Source organism: Burkholderia plantarii, from assembly GCF_001411805.1.
Taxonomy (GTDB): Bacteria; Pseudomonadota; Gammaproteobacteria; order Burkholderiales; family Burkholderiaceae; genus Burkholderia; species Burkholderia plantarii.
In genome coordinates this window covers 2,017,783-2,034,964 of sequence record NZ_CP007212.1, presented here as the reverse complement: position 1 = coordinate 2,034,964, position 17,182 = coordinate 2,017,783, and the positions used below count along the sequence as shown (strand labels likewise).

General features: G+C 73.1%; 14 protein-coding genes, 1 pseudogene and 1 riboswitch. Of the genes and pseudogenes, 8 read left to right on the top strand and 7 right to left on the bottom strand.

Annotated elements, in window-relative coordinates; genetic code table 11:
* Nucleotides 1-41: 41 nt before the first annotated feature.
* Both bpln_RS08735 and bpln_RS08730 read right to left on the bottom strand, forming a co-directional pair.
* Entirely contained in the window at nt 42-797 is a 756-nt protein-coding gene (locus bpln_RS08735) for a cobalt-precorrin-6A reductase (RefSeq protein ID WP_226993529.1), read from the bottom strand.
* Nucleotides 794-2,014, bottom strand: a complete 1,221-nt coding sequence (locus bpln_RS08730; RefSeq protein ID WP_055138593.1) for a bifunctional cobalt-precorrin-7 (C(5))-methyltransferase/cobalt-precorrin-6B (C(15))-methyltransferase — start codon at nt 2,012-2,014, stop codon at nt 794-796. Before bpln_RS08730 ends, bpln_RS08735 begins: the two co-directional genes overlap by 4 nt.
* Nucleotides 2,015-2,122: 108 nt before the next feature.
* Nucleotides 2,123-2,314: riboswitch (cobalamin riboswitch) on the top strand.
* 235 nt (nt 2,315-2,549) lie between these two features.
* On the opposite strand from bpln_RS08730, the gene cobG reads away from it, so the two are divergent.
* From cobG to bpln_RS33800, 6 genes and pseudogenes are all read left to right on the top strand, one after another.
* Nucleotides 2,550-3,890: a precorrin-3B synthase gene (cobG, locus tag bpln_RS08725; RefSeq protein ID WP_055139485.1), complete on the top strand. Its 1,341-nt coding sequence runs from the start codon at nt 2,550-2,552 to the stop codon at nt 3,888-3,890.
* A gap of 5 nt (nt 3,891-3,895) precedes the next feature.
* On the top strand, nt 3,896-4,522 hold the full coding sequence (locus bpln_RS08720; RefSeq protein WP_055138592.1) for a precorrin-8X methylmutase: 627 nt from the start codon (nt 3,896-3,898) through the stop codon (nt 4,520-4,522).
* The gene (locus bpln_RS08715; protein WP_244132065.1) at nt 4,519-5,340 is read left to right on the top strand and encodes a precorrin-2 C(20)-methyltransferase; all 822 of its coding nucleotides are present in this window, start codon (nt 4,519-4,521) and stop codon (nt 5,338-5,340) included. The genes bpln_RS08720 and bpln_RS08715 overlap by 4 nt, the downstream gene beginning before the upstream one ends.
* A complete protein-coding gene (cobJ, locus tag bpln_RS08710; RefSeq protein WP_162492380.1) occupies nt 5,337-7,148 on the top strand; it encodes a precorrin-3B C(17)-methyltransferase in 1,812 nt (603 codons plus the stop codon). The genes bpln_RS08715 and cobJ overlap by 4 nt, the downstream gene beginning before the upstream one ends.
* 332 nt (nt 7,149-7,480) lie before the next feature.
* Nucleotides 7,481-7,634: pseudogene (locus bpln_RS37650) on the top strand (aldo/keto reductase); the annotation flags it as partial.
* Nucleotides 7,635-7,693: 59 nt separating this feature from the next.
* Complete coding sequence (locus bpln_RS33800; protein ID WP_082465240.1) at nt 7,694-8,704, top strand: alpha/beta hydrolase family protein; 1,011 nt, start codon at nt 7,694-7,696, stop codon at nt 8,702-8,704.
* Nucleotides 8,705-9,227: 523 nt separating this feature from the next.
* Here the strand turns inward: bpln_RS33800 and bpln_RS08705 are convergent.
* The 3 genes from bpln_RS08705 to bpln_RS08695 all read right to left on the bottom strand — a co-directional run bounded on the left by bpln_RS08705 (nt 9,228) and on the right by bpln_RS08695 (nt 12,438).
* The gene (locus bpln_RS08705) at nt 9,228-10,025 is read right to left on the bottom strand and encodes an ABC transporter ATP-binding protein (RefSeq protein WP_042624879.1); all 798 of its coding nucleotides are present in this window, start codon (nt 10,023-10,025) and stop codon (nt 9,228-9,230) included.
* Nucleotides 10,022-11,092 carry a FecCD family ABC transporter permease gene (locus bpln_RS08700; protein ID WP_042626574.1) on the bottom strand — a complete coding sequence of 357 codons (1,071 nt, stop codon included), beginning with the start codon at nt 11,090-11,092 and terminating at the stop codon, nt 10,022-10,024. Before bpln_RS08700 ends, bpln_RS08705 begins: the two co-directional genes overlap by 4 nt.
* A 107-nt stretch (nt 11,093-11,199) precedes the next feature.
* Nucleotides 11,200-12,438, bottom strand: coding sequence for an ABC transporter substrate-binding protein (locus bpln_RS08695; RefSeq protein ID WP_082465329.1), 1,239 nt, complete (start codon nt 12,436-12,438; stop codon nt 11,200-11,202).
* A 281-nt stretch (nt 12,439-12,719) separates the two neighbouring features.
* On the opposite strand from bpln_RS08695, the gene bpln_RS08690 reads away from it, so the two are divergent.
* Together bpln_RS08690 and bpln_RS08685 are read left to right on the top strand one after the other, a co-directional pair.
* On the top strand, nt 12,720-14,138 hold the full coding sequence (locus bpln_RS08690; RefSeq protein ID WP_055138589.1) for an ATP-binding protein: 1,419 nt from the start codon (nt 12,720-12,722) through the stop codon (nt 14,136-14,138).
* A gap of 362 nt (nt 14,139-14,500) precedes the next feature.
* Complete coding sequence (locus bpln_RS08685) at nt 14,501-15,604, top strand: pyridoxal-phosphate-dependent aminotransferase family protein (RefSeq protein WP_042624876.1); 1,104 nt, start codon at nt 14,501-14,503, stop codon at nt 15,602-15,604.
* On the opposite strand, the gene bpln_RS36640 is transcribed toward bpln_RS08685, so the two are convergent.
* Together bpln_RS36640 and bpln_RS08680 are read right to left on the bottom strand one after the other, a co-directional pair.
* Nucleotides 15,589-15,732: a hypothetical protein gene (locus bpln_RS36640; RefSeq protein WP_158512015.1), complete on the bottom strand. Its 144-nt coding sequence runs from the start codon at nt 15,730-15,732 to the stop codon at nt 15,589-15,591. The two genes, bpln_RS08685 and bpln_RS36640, sit on opposite strands and share 16 nt — an antisense overlap.
* A 179-nt stretch (nt 15,733-15,911) precedes the next feature.
* Nucleotides 15,912-17,177: a styrene monooxygenase/indole monooxygenase family protein gene (locus tag bpln_RS08680; RefSeq protein ID WP_055138588.1), complete on the bottom strand. Its 1,266-nt coding sequence runs from the start codon at nt 17,175-17,177 to the stop codon at nt 15,912-15,914.
* Nucleotides 17,178-17,182: the final 5 nt, after the last annotated feature.

The following is a 17,182-nucleotide window of genomic DNA, read 5'->3' as shown; positions in this document are numbered from 1 at the left end:
TGGCGCCGGGCATGCGGTCCGGCCGGCTTCCGCGCCCGGCATCACGACGCGCGCCAAGCGGCGAGCGCGTCGGCCAGCGCGGCCGGATCGTCGAAACGACGCCCGGCCTCGGGCAGCGTCGGCCGCTCGATCATCACGACCGGGATGCGCCGCTCGCGCGCGACCTCGAGCTTCGCCTCGGTCGCCGCGCCCCCGCTCATCTTGCTGACCAGTACGTCCACCCCGAGCAGCGCGAACAATGCACGCTCGGCGGACAGCTCGAACGGCCCGCGCGCGGCGATCACGTTCGCGCGCGCGTTGCCGGGATGCGCGTCGAGGCAGCGGACGGTCCAGTGCTGGTGCGCGGCAATCTCGTCCAGATGCGCGAGCGGCTCGCGGCCGAGCGTGAAGAACGGCCGCGCGAACGGCGCGATCGCGGCGGCCACGCCGGACCAGTCGCGCACCAGGCGCCAGTCGTCGCCGTCGCGCGCGGCCCAGGCCGGGCGGCGCAGCGCCCAGTAAGGCGTGCCGGTGGCCGCGCAGGCGGCCGCCGCGTTCGCGCTGATGCGCGCGGCATACGGATGCGTGGCGTCGGCCACCAGGCCGATGCCGGCCTCGCGCAGCCAGGCGGCCAGCCCGTCGGCGCCGCCGAAGCCGCCCACGCGCACCTCGCAGGCCAGATCGTCGGGGATCCTGCCGAGCCCGGCGAGGCTGTAGACGTCGGAGGCCGGCAGCGTGCGCGCGATCTTCAGCGCGTCGCCGGTGCCGCCGAGCAGCAGCACGCGCATGGCGGCGCGAGGCGTGTCGTGCGAGGTCATGCGCCGCCGTCCGCGAGCGGCTTGCGGACCTCGTAGAGCGTGACGGGCAGCGCCGGGCGCCAGGTGTCGAAGCCGCCGAGCGGCGCCGCGCCGGCCAGCGCGACGCGCGTGAGCGTGCCGCCGTGCCGGTCGCGCCAGTCGAGCAGCGCGGCCTCGGCCTGCAGCGTCACCGCGTTGGCCACCAGCCGGCCGCCCGGCTTCAGCGCGGCCCAGCAGGCGGCCAGCACGCCGGCCTCGCTGCCTCCGCCGCCCACGAACACCGCGTCGGGCACGGCAAGCCCGGCAAGCGCCTCGGGCGCGCGGCCCGCCACGATCGCGAGCCCCGGCACGCCGAGCCGGTCGCGGTTCAGCGCGATGGTCTCGCGGCGCACCGCGTCGGCCTCGATCGCGAGCGCCATGCACGATGGATGCGCGCGCATCCATTCGATGCCGATCGAGCCCGAGCCCGCGCCGACGTCCCACAGCAGTTCGCCCGGGGTCGGCGCGAGCCGCGCCAGTGTGATCGCGCGCATGTCGCGCTTGGTCAGCTGGCCGTCGTGCTGATAGGCGTCGTCGGGCAGGCCCGGGGTGAGCGGCACGGGCGGCGTGTCGGCCGCGCGCACGCAGTCGAGCGCGATCAGGTTCAGCGCGGCGACCTGCGGCGCGGGCCAGCCCTGCGCGAGCGCGTCGATGCGGCGCTCGTCGGGGCCACCCAGATGCTCGAACACGCTCATGCGCGTCGCGCCGTAGCCGGCCTCGGCCAGCCGCGCCGCGAGCGCGGCCGGCGTCGCGCCGTCGGCGCTCAGCACCAGCAGGCGCCGGCCATGATGCAGATGGCGCGCGAGCGCCGCGAGCGGGCGGCCGACGCACGACACGACCTCGAGATCCTGCAGTGCCCAGCCGAGCCGCGCCGCGGCCAGCGACGCTGCGGACGGCGCCGGCAGCACGCACAGTTCCTCGGCCGGCAGCTGCCTCGCGAGCGTCGCGCCCACGCCGTAGAACATCGGGTCGCCGCTCGCGAGCACGCACACGGCCTCGCCGCGCCGCGCCAGCAGCGCCGCGAGATCGAACGGCTTCGGCCACGGCTCGCGCCGCGCGCGCAGGCAGGCCGGCAGCATCGCCAGATGGCGCTCGCCGCCGATCACCACGGCCGCGTCGATCAGCGCGCGCCGCGCGCGCTTGCCGAGCCCCGCGAACCCGTCGTCGCCGATTCCGACCACCGTCAGCCACGCCGTCATGCCCCGTTCCCCATCCGTGCTCCACCCTTGCCGCGTTGCCGTCCATCGCCGCGCCGGGCACGCCGGCCGGCGCGCCCGGCGTATCTCGGCCGAACGAAAGCAGGCATAATACAGCCTCGTTCGCCGGTGCCCAACGGGCCTAACAGGGAACGCAGGGCGTGGCTTGCCGCGCCGCTGCGGCTGCCCCCGCAACTGCGCGCAGCGAGTGCGCCGCCCGTCGATGCCACGGCATGCCTGCCGGAAGGCGCGCGGCGGCAACCCGCTGCGCACCAGCAGACCTGCCGGCGCGATGAACGTGCCGGCCGGCATCAGGCGGGGTAAACCGATGCCGCTGCGGCGCACGCGCGAGTCGCGGGCGCCCGTCTCCCGCCGGCTCGCGACCTGACCCGGCACGCCGTTGACTCGTTCGTTATCCTCCCCTCGCTCGATCCATCGCCCGACCCTGAATCCGACCGAACGGCCGGCCGATGGCCGGAGCGATGTCGCGCCTGCCGCTGCCCCGCCCGCCGGCGCCGCGACCGCCGCCGCGCCGGCGATCCGGCCGAGCGCCTGCCCGGGGCTGGTGCGCGTGGTCGCGACGAAGGACGGCGGACTGTGCCGCGTGCGGCTGCCGGGCGGCCGGCTCGATGCCGCCGGCGCGCGCGCGCTCGCGGCGGCGGCCCGCGCGCACGCCTCGGGCGCGCTCGACGCGACCAACCGGGCGAACCTGCAGATCCGCGGCGTGTGCGCCGGCCACGAGGCCGCGCTCGCGGCGGCGCTGATCGAAGCGGGGCTCGGCCCGCTGCCCGACGGCGGCACCGATCTGGCCGCCGCGGCACTGCGCGACGACCTGCGCAACGTGATGCTGAGCCCGGCTGCCGGGCGCGATACGGGCGCGCTCGCCGACACGCGCGCGCTCGGCGCGGCGCTGCTGGCGATGCTGCAGACCGAGCCGCGCTTCGCCGCGCTGTCGCCGAAATGCTCGCTGCTGCTGGACGGCGGCGAGCGACTCGCCGCGCTCGATCATCCGCACGATCTCTGGTTCGCCGCGCTGCACGACGCCTCGGGCGAGCCGCGCTACGCGTTCGGGCTGGCCGGCCGCCCGCCCGTGACAGGCGGCGATGCGCCCGCGCTCGCCACGGTGGCGCCCGACCAGGTCGTGGCCACCGCCCATGCGCTGCTGCTCGCGTTCATCGAGCTCGCGCCGGCCGACGCGGCACGGCTGCGCGACGCGCTCGCCGTGCTGCCCGCCGAGGCGCTGCTCGCGCACGCGGCCGCGCGGCTGCCGTTCGCGCCGCACCGCGACGCGGCGCTGGCCGGCTGGCGCCGCGTCGCGGCCGAACCGCTGCGGCGCTTCGGCGTGCAGCCGGAGACGGACCCGGCCACGCGCCAGGTCGGCGCCCAGGTACCGCTCGGCCGGCTCGACGCGGCGACGCTCGTGGCGCTCGCGGCGCTGGCCGAACGCCACGGCGACGGCACGCTGCGCTTCACGCCATGGCAGAGCGTGCTGCTGCCCGGCGTGCGCGCGGCCGACGCCGACGCCGCGCTCGCCGCGCTGACGGCGCTCGGCCTCGTCGGCACGGCCGACGCGCCGCTCGCGCATCTGGTCGCCTGCGCGGGCAGCCGCGGCTGCGGCCGCGCGCTGGCCGACACCAAGGCCGACGCGCTGGCGCTGGCCGCGCGCCTCGCCGCGCCGGCCGAGGCGCATCTGAGCGGTTGCGCGCGCGCCTGCGCGCAGCCCTGGCCGGCCGCCGCCACGCTGGTGGCGGTCGAGGCCGGCCACTACGACCTTTACCGGCGCGACGGCGAGGCCGGCTTCGGCCGCCTCGCCGCGCGCCATCTGACGATCGACCAAGCCGCCGCGATGCTCGATGCGCCGCGGCGCACTCAGGACTGACTCGCATGCTCGACTACCTTCGCGACGGCCAGGCAATCTACCGGCAATCGTTCGCGACGATCCGCGCCGAAGCGGATCTGACGGCCATCCCGGCCGACCTGGAAAAACTCGCCGTGCGCGTGATCCACGCGTGCGGGATGGTCGACATCGTCGCCGACCTGCGCTTCTCGGCCGGCGCCGGCGCGGCCGGCCGCGCGGCGCTCGCGGCCGGCGCGCCGATCCTCTGCGACGCGCGGATGGTGGCCGAGGGCATCACGCGCGCGCGGCTGCCGGCCGCCAACCCGGTGTGCTGCACGCTCGGCGAGCCCGAGGTGCCGGCCCTCGCCGCGCAACTCGGCAACACGCGCTCGGCCGCCGCGCTCGAACTGTGGCGCCCGCAACTGGCCGGCAGCGTGGTGGTGATCGGCAACGCGCCCACCGCGCTGTTCCACCTGCTCGACATGCTCGACGCCGGCGCGCCGAAACCGGCGCTGATCCTCGGCTTCCCGGTCGGCTTCGTCGGCGCGGCCGAATCGAAGGCGATGCTGGCCGCCGACAGCCGCAGCGTGCCGTTCGTGGCCGTGGCCGGCCGGCGCGGCGGCAGCGCGATGGCCGCCGCCGCCGTCAACGCGCTGGCCACGGAGGTCGAATGAGCCTGCCGTTCGATTCGCTCCTGCCGCCCGTGCCGGCCGACCTGCTCGCCGACATCCCCGCCGCCCGGCCCGCTGACGTCCCGCCGGGCGCGCCGCGCGGCCGGCTGTTCGGCATCGGCGTCGGCCCCGGCGACCCCGAGCTGCTGACGCTGAAGGCCGTGCGCCTGCTGCGCGCGGCGCCGGTGGTGGCCTACTTCGTCGCCAAAGGCAAGAAAGGCAATGCCTACGGCATCGTCGAGGCGCATCTGGCCGAGAGCCAGTGCCAGCTGCCGCTGGTCTACCCGGTCACCACCGAGGCGCTCGCGCCGCCGCTCAGCTACGAACACATCATCGCCGACTTCTACGATACCGCCGCCGAGGTGGTGGCCGCGCATCTCGACGCCGGCCGCGACGTGGCCGTGATCTGCGAGGGCGACCCGTTCTTCTACGGCTCCTACATGTACCTGCACGACCGGCTCGCGCAGCGCTACGACACCGAGGTGGTGCCCGGCGTCTGCTCGATGCTCGGCGGCGCGGCCGTGCTCGGCGTGCCGCTCGTCTACCGCAACCAGACGCTGTCGGTGCTGTCGGGCGTGCTGCCCGCCGACCAGCTGCGCGCGCGGCTCGAGAAGGCCGACGCCGCCGTGGTGATGAAGCTCGGCCGCAATTTCGACAAGGTGCGCCGCGTGCTCGAGGAACTCGGGCTGGCCGGGCGCGCGCTGTACGTCGAACGCGCGACCATGGCGAACCAGCGCATCGTGCCGCTCGCCGAGGTCGATCCGATGGCCTCGCCGTATTTTTCGCTGCTCGTCGTGCCGGGGGAAAAATGGCAAGGCTGAACGTCGCGCCGGCGATCGTCGTGCTCGGCGCCGGCGCGCTGCCGGTGGCCGAGCGGATCCGCGCGCACTACGCGGGCGCGACCATCCACGCGCTCGCGGGCCGCGCGCGGGGCGACGTCGGGTTCGCCGAACTGGGCGCGCATCTGCGCGAGCTGTACGCGCGCGGCACGCCGATCGTCGCGCTGTGCGCGGCCGGCATCGTGATCCGCTGCGTCGCGCCATGCCTCGCCGACAAGGGCGTCGAACCGCCGGTGCTGGCGGTGGCCGAGGACGGCAGCGCGGTCGTGCCGCTGCTGGGCGGGCTGACCGGCGCGAACCTGTTCGCGCGCGAGATCGCCGCGCTGCTCGCGGTGGCGCCGGCCATCACCACCAGCGGCGAGTTGCGATTCGGCGCCTGCGTGCTGAATCCGCCCGACGGCTACGCGCTGGCCGACCTCGGCGCCGGCAAGCGCTTCGTGTCGGACCTGCTGGCGGGCGCCGGCACGCGCGTGGACGGCGACGCGCCGTGGCTCGACCAGGTCGCGCTGCCGCTCGACCCGGGCGCCTCGCATGCGATCCGCGTGACGCCGCGCGTGGCCGACGGCGGCGCCGGCGAACTCGTGATCCATCCGCGCAGCGTGGTGGTGGCGCTGCGGCCGGAGGCGCGGGCGGTGGCGCCGCTGGCGTCCACGACATCGCACCTGGACGCCTCGCTCGATTCCCGCGCCGATCCGCTCGCGGCCCACGTGCTCGACGCGCTGGCCGCGGCCGGTCTCGCGCCGCTCGCGCTGGCCGCGCTCGTCGCGCCGCGCCGGGCGATGCGCGACGCGGCGCTCGCGCGCGCCGCGCGCGCGCTTGGTGTGCCGCTGCGCTTCGTGCCGGACGCCGGCGCCGATGCCGGCGCGCTGCTCGACGCGGCGCTCGCGTCGGCCTCGATCGTCGCGACCCGCGTCGTGGCCGCCGATCCCGCCGGGCAAGCCCTCACCGCTGCGACGCATCACGGCGCCGAGGGCGCGATGCCCGTCGCGATCGCCGTGGCCGCCGCGCCCGTCGACGCCGACGCGCTCGGCCAGGCGCGCGGCAGCCTGACCGTGCTCGGCTTGGGCCCCGGCAGCGCCGAACTGATGGCGCCGGCCGCGCGCGCCGCGCTCGCCGCGGCCACCGACATCCTCGGCTACGCGACCTACGTGCGCATGGCCGGCCCGTTCCGCGCCGACCAGCGCGTCCACGAAACCGACAATCGCGAGGAATTGCAGCGCGCGCGGCACGCGTTCGAACTGGCCGCGCAGGGACGCCGCGTGGCGATGGTGTCGTCGGGTGATCCCGGCGTGTTCGCGATGGCCGCGGCGGTGCTGGAGGCGCTCGACGGCAGCGACGACGCGGCCTGGGCCGACGTCGCGCTCGACGTGGTGCCCGGCGTGTCGGCCGCGCTCGCCACCGCCGCCCAGGCCGGCGCGCCGCTCGGCCATGATTTCTGCGTGATCTCGCTGTCGGACAACCTGAAGCCGTGGAGCGTGATCGAGGAACGGCTCGCCCTTGCCGCGCGCGCCGATCTGGTGATAGCGTTCTACAACCCCGTGTCGCGCGCGCGGCCGTGGCAGCTCGATCGCGCGCTCGAGATCGTGCGCGCGGTGCGCACGGCCGACACCGTCGTCGTGCTGGGCCGCGACATCGGCCGGCCCGGCGCCACGCTGCGCAGCACGACGCTCGGCGCGCTGAGCGCGGCCGACGTCGACATGCGCACGATGGTGATCGTCGGCTCGTCGAAGACGCGCCGCTTCGTGCGCGGCGAGCGGGAGTGGGTTTATACGCCGAGGTTTTACGATTGACGGGGGCGTGGGTGGATAGATGGCCGGAAATGGCCGGCACGCCACCGTGCAACAACGCGACCGTCGCAGATCGGCTCTTTGCCGACCTTCGAACGTCGCCGGGCGAAAGACGGGTTTGCAACCTGGCCCGCGCCCTGAACCGCGCGAGTTCCCTGTCAGTCGGGAGGTAATCGTTGCAGTCATGCTAGCGCGCCAATGCTGGATCAAGAAACGCTCGCACTCGCTTCGGTTGAGCCGTCCTGTTTCCGTCGTAAAGGTGCAAGCCGATATGCGCGCCCGTAAGCTGCAGAAGCACTGGCACGAGTCGTCCCTCACGTATGTAGGGCGCGGCCGAAGCGCTTCAGGCGAAACAGGCGCTGGTCGACACACTCGGCGAGATTGCCAGCGACAAGGGTGCAACGTCGGATCGCATTCGCATGGCTGCTCGCCCGGAAACCTTGGATCGTTCCGATCCCGGGTACGACCAAGCTGCCCCGGCTTCATCAAGCGTGTAAGAACACTCTGCTATTCTTCGGCCCTCATTCTGGCTGACCAGGAGTAGCGACATGCGTTGGATAGTGCCTCTCGTACTGGCGATCGTATGGATGTGTTCCGCGCAGGCAGATCCGGCCGCTTTTCACGCGGGGGTAATCCGGCTCACGGGGGTGAACGACGCCGTCCCTTTCAACACGGTGATCTTTTACCCTACGCGTGAGCGTGAGGTTCCGTGGCAAGCAGGCCCGTTCACTGTTGAGGCGACGCGCGATGCTTCGCCCGTACCAGATGGCCGCTTCCCCGTTGTATTGATTTCACATGGCCGAGGCGGCAGTCCCCTCAGCCACCGTGAATTGGCCACGACCCTGGCTCGCGCCGGATTTATCGTCGTCTTGCCGACGCACGTTGGGGACGCGTCAGGCTATCCCCGGGCGCCGTCCCAAGCCCGGATTCTGATTGATCGCCCCCGGCAGGCAGAGGCCGCGCTCGATGCAGTCCTCGCGGATCCACGGTTTTCCGCGAGCGCCGATGTCGGCCGAATCGGCATGATCGGCTACTCGGCCGGTGGCTACACTGCGCTGATTCTGGCGGGAGCGAAACCCGATTTTGCGTATGCCAGTGCGTACTGCGCAGATCACGACGATCCGGGATCGTGTCCGCGTCCAGCAACGGGCAATGGTGCGCACGGCACCCAAGGCAAACCGGCCGTACCCGCTGACCTGGTAGCTTGGCAACCGCCCGCCGATCGCCGCCTGAAGGCCTTGGTGCTGATGGATCCACTGGCGATGATGTTTGAGGCATCCGGCTTGTCCGCCGTGCGCGTACCGACGATGCTCTATCGACCGCAGGACGACAGCTATCTTGGTTCTGCGAGAAACTCTCTTGCCGTTGTGTCAGGCTTGCCCATACCGCCCGCAGTCCACATCGTGCCAGGCAACCACTTCGTTTTCATTGATCCTTGTCCGGCCTCGGCCGCAGCCAGTGCGGCACTGATCTGTCAGGATGCGCCCGGGATCGATCGTGTGGAGATTCATCGCCAGATCGACCATGAGGTCGTGGACTTTCTACGCGCAAATCTATAAGTCATCCGTCTTCAGGCTGCGGAACAGCCGTTCCATCGGGGAGTTAACCCAACAATCTCCACGACGGCTCATGCGCTGCCTGATCCGATTGCCGGCCGAACTGCGGCCCTCGATGAACAGATCATGCGCGCGACTACGCGACGCCCTACGCTCGACATTCACGCGCTTGGCGCGCGCCCGATACGCATACAGGCGGGACCGCGACACGTCCATCACGGCGCAGACCCTCTCGATGGATTTTCCCGCACAAATCTGATCGATTATTTCGTAGGTTCGATCCGTTCCGACATCGAGCGCGCCGTGGTTTTTTTAAAAAAGCAGTCCCTGCGGCCTCGCACGATAGCGGAACGCCGGGTCGGCCGGCTCACGAGTAAAGCAAGAGAGTAGCCGGCCGCGCGGCCGAAAGCCGAAAACACGCCGCCAGCCGGTTGCATGCGCCGCCGCGCCCGGCCGGCATATGCCCGGGTATCGCCTCATCCACCTCAAACGGACCGCCAGGTGCAGCAAGCATCGTCCGCACCGCTCAAGCCCCCACCGCCAACCCGTCAATCATCACCTGATGATGCCCGAGCGAACACGGCTCGATGCGCGCCACCACGCCAAACACGTCAGCCAGGCTTTTCGCCGTGACAACCACCTCCGGCGCGCCAAAACGTTCGATGCCGCCGCGATGCAGCAGCATCGCGCGATCGCAGGCGCGCATCGCCGCGTTGATGTCGTGCAGCACCACCACGGTGACGATCCCGCGCTCGCGCGTGACCTCGCGCAGCACCTGCATCACGTGGAACTGGTGGTTCAGGTCGAGCGCCGAGAGCGGCTCGTCGAGCAGCAGCACGTGCGGATCGCGTGCGAGCGCCTGCGCGATCCCCACCAGCTGCCGCTGCCCGCCCGACAGTTCATCGAGCGAGCGCGTCGCGAGCGCGCCGATGCCGAGCCGCTCGAGCACCGCGTGCGCGGTGGCCAGATCGGCGGCAGAGCCCTGCCGCTGCAAGGCCGGATCGCGCGCCGCGCGCCGCGCGACCAGCACCGATTCGAGTACCTGCAGCCGCACGCCGGCCGGCAGCGTCTGCGGCAGGTACACCACGCTGTGCGAACGCGCGCTGCGCGCCGACAGCGCCAGCGGCTCGCCGTCGAGCGTCAGCCCGCCGGCGCTGGCGGCGGTCAGCCCGGCCAGCACGCGCAGCAGCGTGGACTTGCCGCTGCCGTTCGGCCCGAGCAGCGCCGTGATCATGCCGCGCGGCAGCGGCCCGGCCGACAGCTCGCGCAACACCTCGCGCCGGCCGTAGCGCACCGACAGCCCGTGAATCGACAGTCCGCTCATTGCGACCCTCCCTGCGAACGCACCACGATCGCGAGAAACAGCGGGATGCCGACCAGCGCCGTGACGATGCCGACCGGAATCAGCACGCCCGGCACGATCAGCTTCGAGGCGATCGACGCGAGCGAAAGCATCAGCGCGCCGCACAGCAGGCTGCCCGGCAGATAGAAACGGTGGTCCTCGCCGAGCAGCGCGCGCGCGATGTGCGGCGCGATCAGGCCGACGAAGCCGATGGTGCCGACAAACGACACCGCGAGCGCCGACAGCACCGCCACCCGCAGCAGCGTGCCAAGCCGCAGCCGGCGCACGTCGATGCCGAAGCTGGCCGCGCGCTCCTCGCCGAGCCGCAGCGCGGTGAGCGCCCAGGCATTGCGCATCGACAGCGGCAGCGCGATCGCGAGCGCCGCCGCGAGCACGCCGATCTTCGGCCAGTCGGCGCGAGCGAGCGAGCCGAGGGTCCAGAACACCAGCCCCTGCAGCGCGTCGGCCGAGGCGATGAACTGCATCAGTTCGACCAGCGCATGGAACGAGAACACCAGCGCGATGCCCATCAGCACCACGCCGGCGGTGCTCATGCCGCGCCAGCGCGCAACCAGGTCGAGCAGCATCGCCGAGGCGAACGCGAACACGAACGCGTTCGCCGAGATCACCCAGGTCTGCGGCACGTGCGGGATCGTCACGTCGAGCACGATCGCGAGCGACGCGCCGAACGCGGCGGCCGCCGACACGCCGAGCGTGTACGGGCTCGCCAGCGGATTGTTGAGGGTGGTCTGCATCTCGGCGCCCGACAGGCCGAGCGCGGCGCCCACCACCAGCGCCATCACCGCATACGGCAGGCGGATCTGCCAGACGATCACGGCGTTGGCCGGATCGGCGCCGGCCGGCGAGAAAATCGTGCGCAGCAGCGTCGCCAGCGGCAGGCCGGAGGGCCCGGACGAGAGATCGAACAGCAGCGACGCCACGATCAGCAGCGCGATCGCCGCGAGGCACAGCACGCGGCGCCGCGTGAGCCGCGCATAGACGCGACGCGCATGGCCCTCGTCGGGCGCATGCGCGCGCGGGTTGGCCATCGGATGCGCCATCGGGTTGGCGGTCGGTCGGGCCGCCGGATCGATCGGACCGGCCGGCCCGCCGTCGCGGCCGGCCGATGCGGCCGGCGCCGTCGGAAGCGGCGCGCTCATCGCGCCGCCTGCTGCGCGCCGCCCGCCGGCAGCGGCGAGTCCACCCATTCGGTGCCCGACACCGGCACCGCGAGGAAGCGGCGATACAGCTCGGCCTGCGTGGCGTGGACGTCGAGCGACGCGAAGCGCTGCGGATAGAACCACTTCGCGAACGCCTCGATCGCGATGATGTTGTACGGCGAATCGTAGTAGTTGTGCGCGATGCCGTGGACGCGGCCGTCGTGGATCGCCTTGATGGTGTCGAAGCCGGGCCGCGCGACCAGCTGCGCGAGGCTCGCGCGCGCGTCCTGCTCGCTCGTCAGCGCGCCCACCCGCAGCGACGCGAGGCCGGGTTTGGTGCGCGCGCCGGTGGCGATGTAGACGTCGGGCCGCGCCGTGATGATCTGCTCCATGCTGAGGTCGCCGAGCACGCCGGGCAACAGGCCCGCCGCGATGTTGCGCCCGCCCGCGGCGGTGATGAACTCGCCGAAGTTGCCGTTGCCGGCCGTGTGGCAGCAGCCGGCGTCCCAGACGCCCGCGAGCATGTCGATGAACACCTTCGGACGCTGCGCCTCGGGCACCGTGTCCACCACCTGCCGCACGCGCGCCAGATGCTGCTGGTAGAACGCAACGTAGTCGCTCGCCTCGCGCTCGCGGTGCAGCACCTGGCCGAGCAGACGGATGCTCGGCAGCGTGTTCTGCATCGGGTGCAGGCGGAAATCGATGAACACCACCGTGGTGCCGGTCGCCTCGAGCTGCTTGACGAGCGCGTTGTAGCGGCTCGGCCCGTGGCCCGCGAGGCTGAAGATCGCGACGTCGGGCTTCAGCGCGAGCGCCTTCTCGTCGCTGATGCTGTCCTCGCTGGCCTTGCCGATCAGCGGCACCTCGCGGATCTCGGGGAAGGTCTTCGCGTAGGCGTTGAACGCCTGCGGGTCCATGGTCGGCAGGTCGCCCTGCCAGCCGACGATGCGCGCGAGCGGATGCTTGCCCTCGAGCAGCGCGACGGCCTCCAGCGTGCGGCTCTCGCCAAGCAGGATGCGCTTCGGCTCGGCGGCCGGAATCCGGATCGCGCGGCCGGCCAGATCGGTGACGGTCCGCGCGTCCGCGGCGGCGGCGGTCGTCGCGGCGAGGGCCGGCGTACCGGTGGCGCAAGCCGCGCCGGCCAGCACGACGGCGGACAGGGCGCGCGCGGCCGGCACCGCGATCACGACGGACACGACCGCTCGGGCCGCGCGAACAAGGCTGAAAATCGACATGGTGGACATCTCAAATGAGAACGATTGCTATTTGTGCGTGGCCGACACTGTAGCGACGCTTTGTAATGCCGGTGTGTTGGGCGCGGGCGCTTTTGTAATGGATTGTGTTGGGCCGGCGCGCGGGCTGAAAGGCGATGCGCGGGACGATCACGGCTTGATGCGATTGCCGCTCGCGCGGCGCGCCGGTTCGCGGTAACGTCGCGCAGGCGCGGTGCGTCCGGTGCGAGAGCTGCTCTCCCGGGGTACCCGCCGCTTCGTTGCCTTCCTGCCCCGTTACGCCCATGACCTTTCGCCTGTGGCCCGATTCGCTGTTCGGCCGTCTCGTGACGATCCTCGCGGCCGGCATGTTCGCCGGCCAGCTGCTGACCAGCACGATCTGGTTCGACACGCACGACAACCGCGCGCTGGAGATTCCGGCTCGGCTGTTCGCGAGCCGCCTCGCCGACACGCTGCGCCTGCTCGACAACGCGCCCGACGCGGCCACCCGCGACGCCACGCTCGCGCGCCTCGCCGACGCGCGCTACCAACTGCGCTGGGTGGCCGCGCCCGAGCCGGCACCTGCCTCGCCCTCGTTCGTGCAGCGCGCCACGGGCGGCCTGATCGCGGGCGTGATCCGGCGCCGGCTCGGCACGCCGGTGGAAGCGCGGCTGCTCGATGCACGGCTGCGCGACGATGCCGGACGCCATCTCGGCATCCTGAGCCTGTTCAACTCGCGCATGCCGATGGGCGACTTCCACCTGCAACTGCAGGTGCCGAATCAGGGCTGGCTCGACGTGGTGGCGCACGAAGGCCAGGCCGGCATGCACAGCGAGCCGGGGGCGCTGGTGGCCGACTACCTGCTGCGGCTCTACCTGATCCGCTTCGTGGCCGTCTGCGGCTTCGCGTTCGTCGCGGTGCGCTTCGCGCTGCGTCCGCTGCGCGCGTTCGCGAAGGCCGCCGAGGCGCTCGGCCGCAACATCTATCGCGCGCCGCTCGCGCTCGACGGTCCGCAGGAGGTGCGCGGCGTGGCGAAATCGTTCAACGCGATGCAGCAGCGGCTGATCGACAGCTTCGCCGCGCGCACGCGCTTCCTGGCCGCCGTCTCGCACGACCTGCGTTCGCCGCTCACGCGCCTGCGGCTGCGCGCCGAGATGCTGCCCGATCCGCTCTGGCGCGAGCGGCTGCGCGGCGATCTCGACGAGATGGAGGCGATGCTGCGCGCCACGCTCGACGCCGTGCAGGGCATCGAGATCACCGAGCCGCGCCAGCGCATCGACGTCGATTCGATGCTGGCCGGCCTCGCCGAGGACGCGCGCGATGCCGGTCATGCGGTGCGCATCGAAGGCCACGCGGGCGCGCCGTATCCGGGCTTCGCGCGCAACCTGAAGCGCTGCCTGCAGAACCTCGTCGACAACGCGATCCGCTACGGCGGCGACGTCTCGATCCAGGTCGCCGACGACGGCCGCGCGCTGCGCATCGTGATCGGCGACCGCGGGCCGGGCATCCCCGATCCGGCGCTGCTCGAACGCGTGTTCGAGCCGTATTTCCGCGCCGCCACCGCGCACGACGGCACCCCCGCGCCGGACGGCACCGGGCTCGGCCTCACCATCGCGCAGGGCATCGCGGCCGCGCACGGCGGCACGCTCACGCTGCGCAACCGGGTGGACGGTGCGCGCATCGACGGGCTCGACGCCGAACTGGTGCTGCCGCGCGAGGCTTGAGGCTCGAGAGATGTGAGACGCGACGCGGCCGGCGCGGGACCGCAGCGTCGTCGTGCGTGGCGCGCCGCTTCGCAAATGCGGCGCCCGCTGCGGACCGGACCCGGGCCGCGGCCGCCGGCCGTGACAGACTTTGCCGGTTTGGGCAGGCGCTGCCCGTTTCCGTCCACCGTCGAGGTCCGCTGCCGATCGAGGCCGCCGGCCGTGCCGCCGTGCGCGCCGTTTGCCGGCACGCGGCGGCACGGGCCGGCCCGCATCGGTTCGAAGCGGGCGGCCCGCGAGGCACGCCGCATCCGGCCGGCCTCGCGGCGCGGCGTGCCGGTCGCGACCGCGCCGCCCGCCCGTCCCTCTTCCACCGCCTGCCCATGAATCGCTTCGATCCGCATCTCCTGCTCGACCTGCCCGGCTATCCGGAGCATGGCTACGCGCGGCTCGCCGATCGCATCCGCCACCTGCTCGCGACCTCGGCCGACATCCTGTTCGTGCAGGCCGAGGCCGTGTTCGCGCTGGAGGCCGTCGCCACCAGCCTCGCGCGCCCGGGCCTGACCGCCGTGAACGTCGTCACGAGCCGCTACGGGCGCTGGTTCGGCGCTTGGCTGCGGCGCGGCGGCGTGAGCGTCCACGACGTGACGGCCGCGCCCGGCCAGGCGATCGCGCTCGAGGCCGTCGAGGCCTGCGCCGCCGAGCTGGAGCGCGTCGACATCGTGGCCGCCGTGCATGCCGAATCGTCGACCGGCGCGCTCAACCCGATCGCCGGCCTCGCCGCGCTGGCCCGCGCGCACGACGCGCTGTTCGCCGTCGACGCGGTCGCCTCGGTCGGCGGCCATCCGCTCGAACTCGACGCGCTCGGCATCGACGTGGCCGTGATCGGGCCGCAGAAGGCGCTGGCCGGCCCGGCCGGCGTGTCGGCCGTGGCGGTCGGCGCGCGCGCCTGGGCGCAGATCGAGGCGGCGCCGGATTTCGCGCCGTCGGGCCTGTCGCTGGCCGCGCTGCGTCGCGAATGGCTGCAGCGCGATCGCGGCCTGCTGCCGGGCTCGCCGTCCGCGCTCGAATTCTGGGCGCTGGAGGCCGCGCTCGACCGCATCGAGGCCGAGGGCATCGCGCGGATGGTGGCGCGCCACGCGCAGGCCGCGCGCGCGAGCCGCGCGGCGCTGCGCGCGCTCGGCGTGACGCCGTGGATCGCGCACGACGACGACGCCTCGGCGCTCGTCACCGCCGCGCCGGTGCCGCCCGGCGTGGACCCGCTCGCGCTGATCTCGCACGCGCGCCGGCATGGCGTGGAACTCGCGCCCGGCTCCGGCGAGATCGCCGGGCAGATCGTCCGGCTCGACCACACGGGCCTGCGCGCCACCGCCGACGCCGTGCATGCGAACCTCGTCGCCTACGGCTGCGCGCTCGAGCAGCAGCGTTATCCGGTCGATCTCGACGCGGCCGGCCAGGCGATCGCCGACGCCTACGCGGGCGAGTGACGTTCGCCGGCTGGCGGCGAGGCGCACGCCGGATCGTCCGGCTCGATCACACCGGCCTGCGCGCCACCAATGACGCCGTGCAGGCGAACCTCGTCGCCTGCGGCCGCGCGCTCGAGCGGCAGCGCCATCCGGTCGATCTCGAGATGCGCCCGGACCGGCGATCGCCGACTCGGGCGAGTGACGCGCGCCGCGCCGGCATCGGGACCGCGACCGTGACGGCGCTCCGGACATCGGCCCGCAGCACCGCCGGCGACGCGCTGCCGACATCGGCCCGAAGTCCATCACCCCGCCCGTCGCCTCGCCCGCGTCAGATGCCGAGCGACTCGCGCCACGCCTCGCAGGCCTGCGCGTCGCCCCATGCCGGATAGAGGCTCGACGGGTCATCGAAGCCATCGGCCAGCCGCGTGGCGAGCACCGGATTGCGCTGCGCCGCGCGGAACAGGCCCAGCACGTGCGGCGCCGGCGGGAACAGCATCGAGTTGGTCCATTGCACGGCATAGGCGGCGTCGCGCCAGTACGCGGCGAACGCCGACAGCATCCAGCCATGCGTGAACGGCAGCGCGCCGCGCTCGACGATCGCCTCGACGTAGGCCGCCGCGCATTTCACGGCGCCATTCGCGCCTTGCCCCGTGATCGGATCGTGCAGCACCACCGCGTCGCCCATCCCCAGCACCGCACGCCCCGACGGCAGCACCGCCACCGGATGGCGGACCATCGGCGCGAACGACCCGGTCAGCGTGCCGTTCGCGTCGGTCAGCTCCACGTAGCGGCAGGCGTCGAGCTCCCAGGGCGTGAAGCGCCGCATCACGTCGAGCGAGCGGCCCAGGTGCGCGCCGGCCGACTTCACGTCGCGCCAGCAGTCGAGCGGGCCGCCCGCGATGCCTTCGAACACGGCGACATGGCACGGCCCGGAATGCGTGAGCGCCGGCATCACGAAGATCTCGCCGACGCCCGGCACCACGTTGAAGCTGACCGCGTCGGCCGGCCCGACGCGGCCGTCGCAGTGCAGAAAGGTCAGGCCCAGCACGCGCTGCGGGGTGCGGAACACCGAGCGCACCGCGTCGCGCTCGAACAGCTGGCCGGGCTCGCCGCGCCCGGTCGCCACCAGCACCAGATCGTGCGAGGCCGCCAGTTCCTCCAGCATCGCGACGTCGGCCGTCGCGATCCGCACCGTGCCGCCGCGCCGCGGCACCTCGCGCAGCAGCGCGGCGAACTTGATGCGCGGGTCGATCGCGGCCGCGCCGCGGCTCAGCGCGCCGCGCCAGGAGATCATGCGGCCGTTCGGGCTGCGCGCGTCCACCGCGCCGAACGTGATCGCGTTGATCGGCGGGCAGGCGTCGCGGCCGAACTCGATGCCGGCCGCACGTTCGAGCCGCAGCGCCTCGCCGAACAGGCACTGGCTCGATTTCACACGGCCGCGCTCGACGTCGTCGGGCTCGCGTTCGGCCACCAGCGTGACCGCGTAGCCGCGCCCGAGCAGCGCCAGCGCCGCCTGCAGTCCCGCCTGCCCCGCGCCGACCACGGCGATCCTGCGCCCCGCGCCGGCAGTCCCGGGGCTCTCCACTTGCATCATTGCTG

Coding starts and splice junctions, on each gene's coding strand:
- bpln_RS08735 (WP_226993529.1), bottom strand. CDS start 797: ATGACCTCGCACGACACGCCTCGCGCCGCCATGCGCGTGCTGCTGCTC.
- bpln_RS08730 (WP_055138593.1), bottom strand. CDS start 2,014: ATGACGGCGTGGCTGACGGTGGTCGGAATCGGCGACGACGGGTTCGCG.
- bpln_RS08720 (WP_055138592.1), top strand. CDS start 3,896: ATGCTCGACTACCTTCGCGACGGCCAGGCAATCTACCGGCAATCGTTC.
- bpln_RS08715 (WP_244132065.1), top strand. CDS start 4,519: ATGAGCCTGCCGTTCGATTCGCTCCTGCCGCCCGTGCCGGCCGACCTG.
- bpln_RS33800 (WP_082465240.1), top strand. CDS start 7,694: ATGCGTTGGATAGTGCCTCTCGTACTGGCGATCGTATGGATGTGTTCC.
- bpln_RS08705 (WP_042624879.1), bottom strand. CDS start 10,025: ATGAGCGGACTGTCGATTCACGGGCTGTCGGTGCGCTACGGCCGGCGC.
- bpln_RS08700 (WP_042626574.1), bottom strand. CDS start 11,092: ATGGCCAACCCGCGCGCGCATGCGCCCGACGAGGGCCATGCGCGTCGC.
- bpln_RS08695 (WP_082465329.1), bottom strand. CDS start 12,438: ATGTCGATTTTCAGCCTTGTTCGCGCGGCCCGAGCGGTCGTGTCCGTC.
- bpln_RS08690 (WP_055138589.1), top strand. CDS start 12,720: ATGACCTTTCGCCTGTGGCCCGATTCGCTGTTCGGCCGTCTCGTGACG.
- bpln_RS08685 (WP_042624876.1), top strand. CDS start 14,501: ATGAATCGCTTCGATCCGCATCTCCTGCTCGACCTGCCCGGCTATCCG.
- bpln_RS36640 (WP_158512015.1), bottom strand. CDS start 15,732: ATGGCGCTGCCGCTCGAGCGCGCGGCCGCAGGCGACGAGGTTCGCCTG.
- bpln_RS08680 (WP_055138588.1), bottom strand. CDS start 17,177: ATGATGCAAGTGGAGAGCCCCGGGACTGCCGGCGCGGGGCGCAGGATC.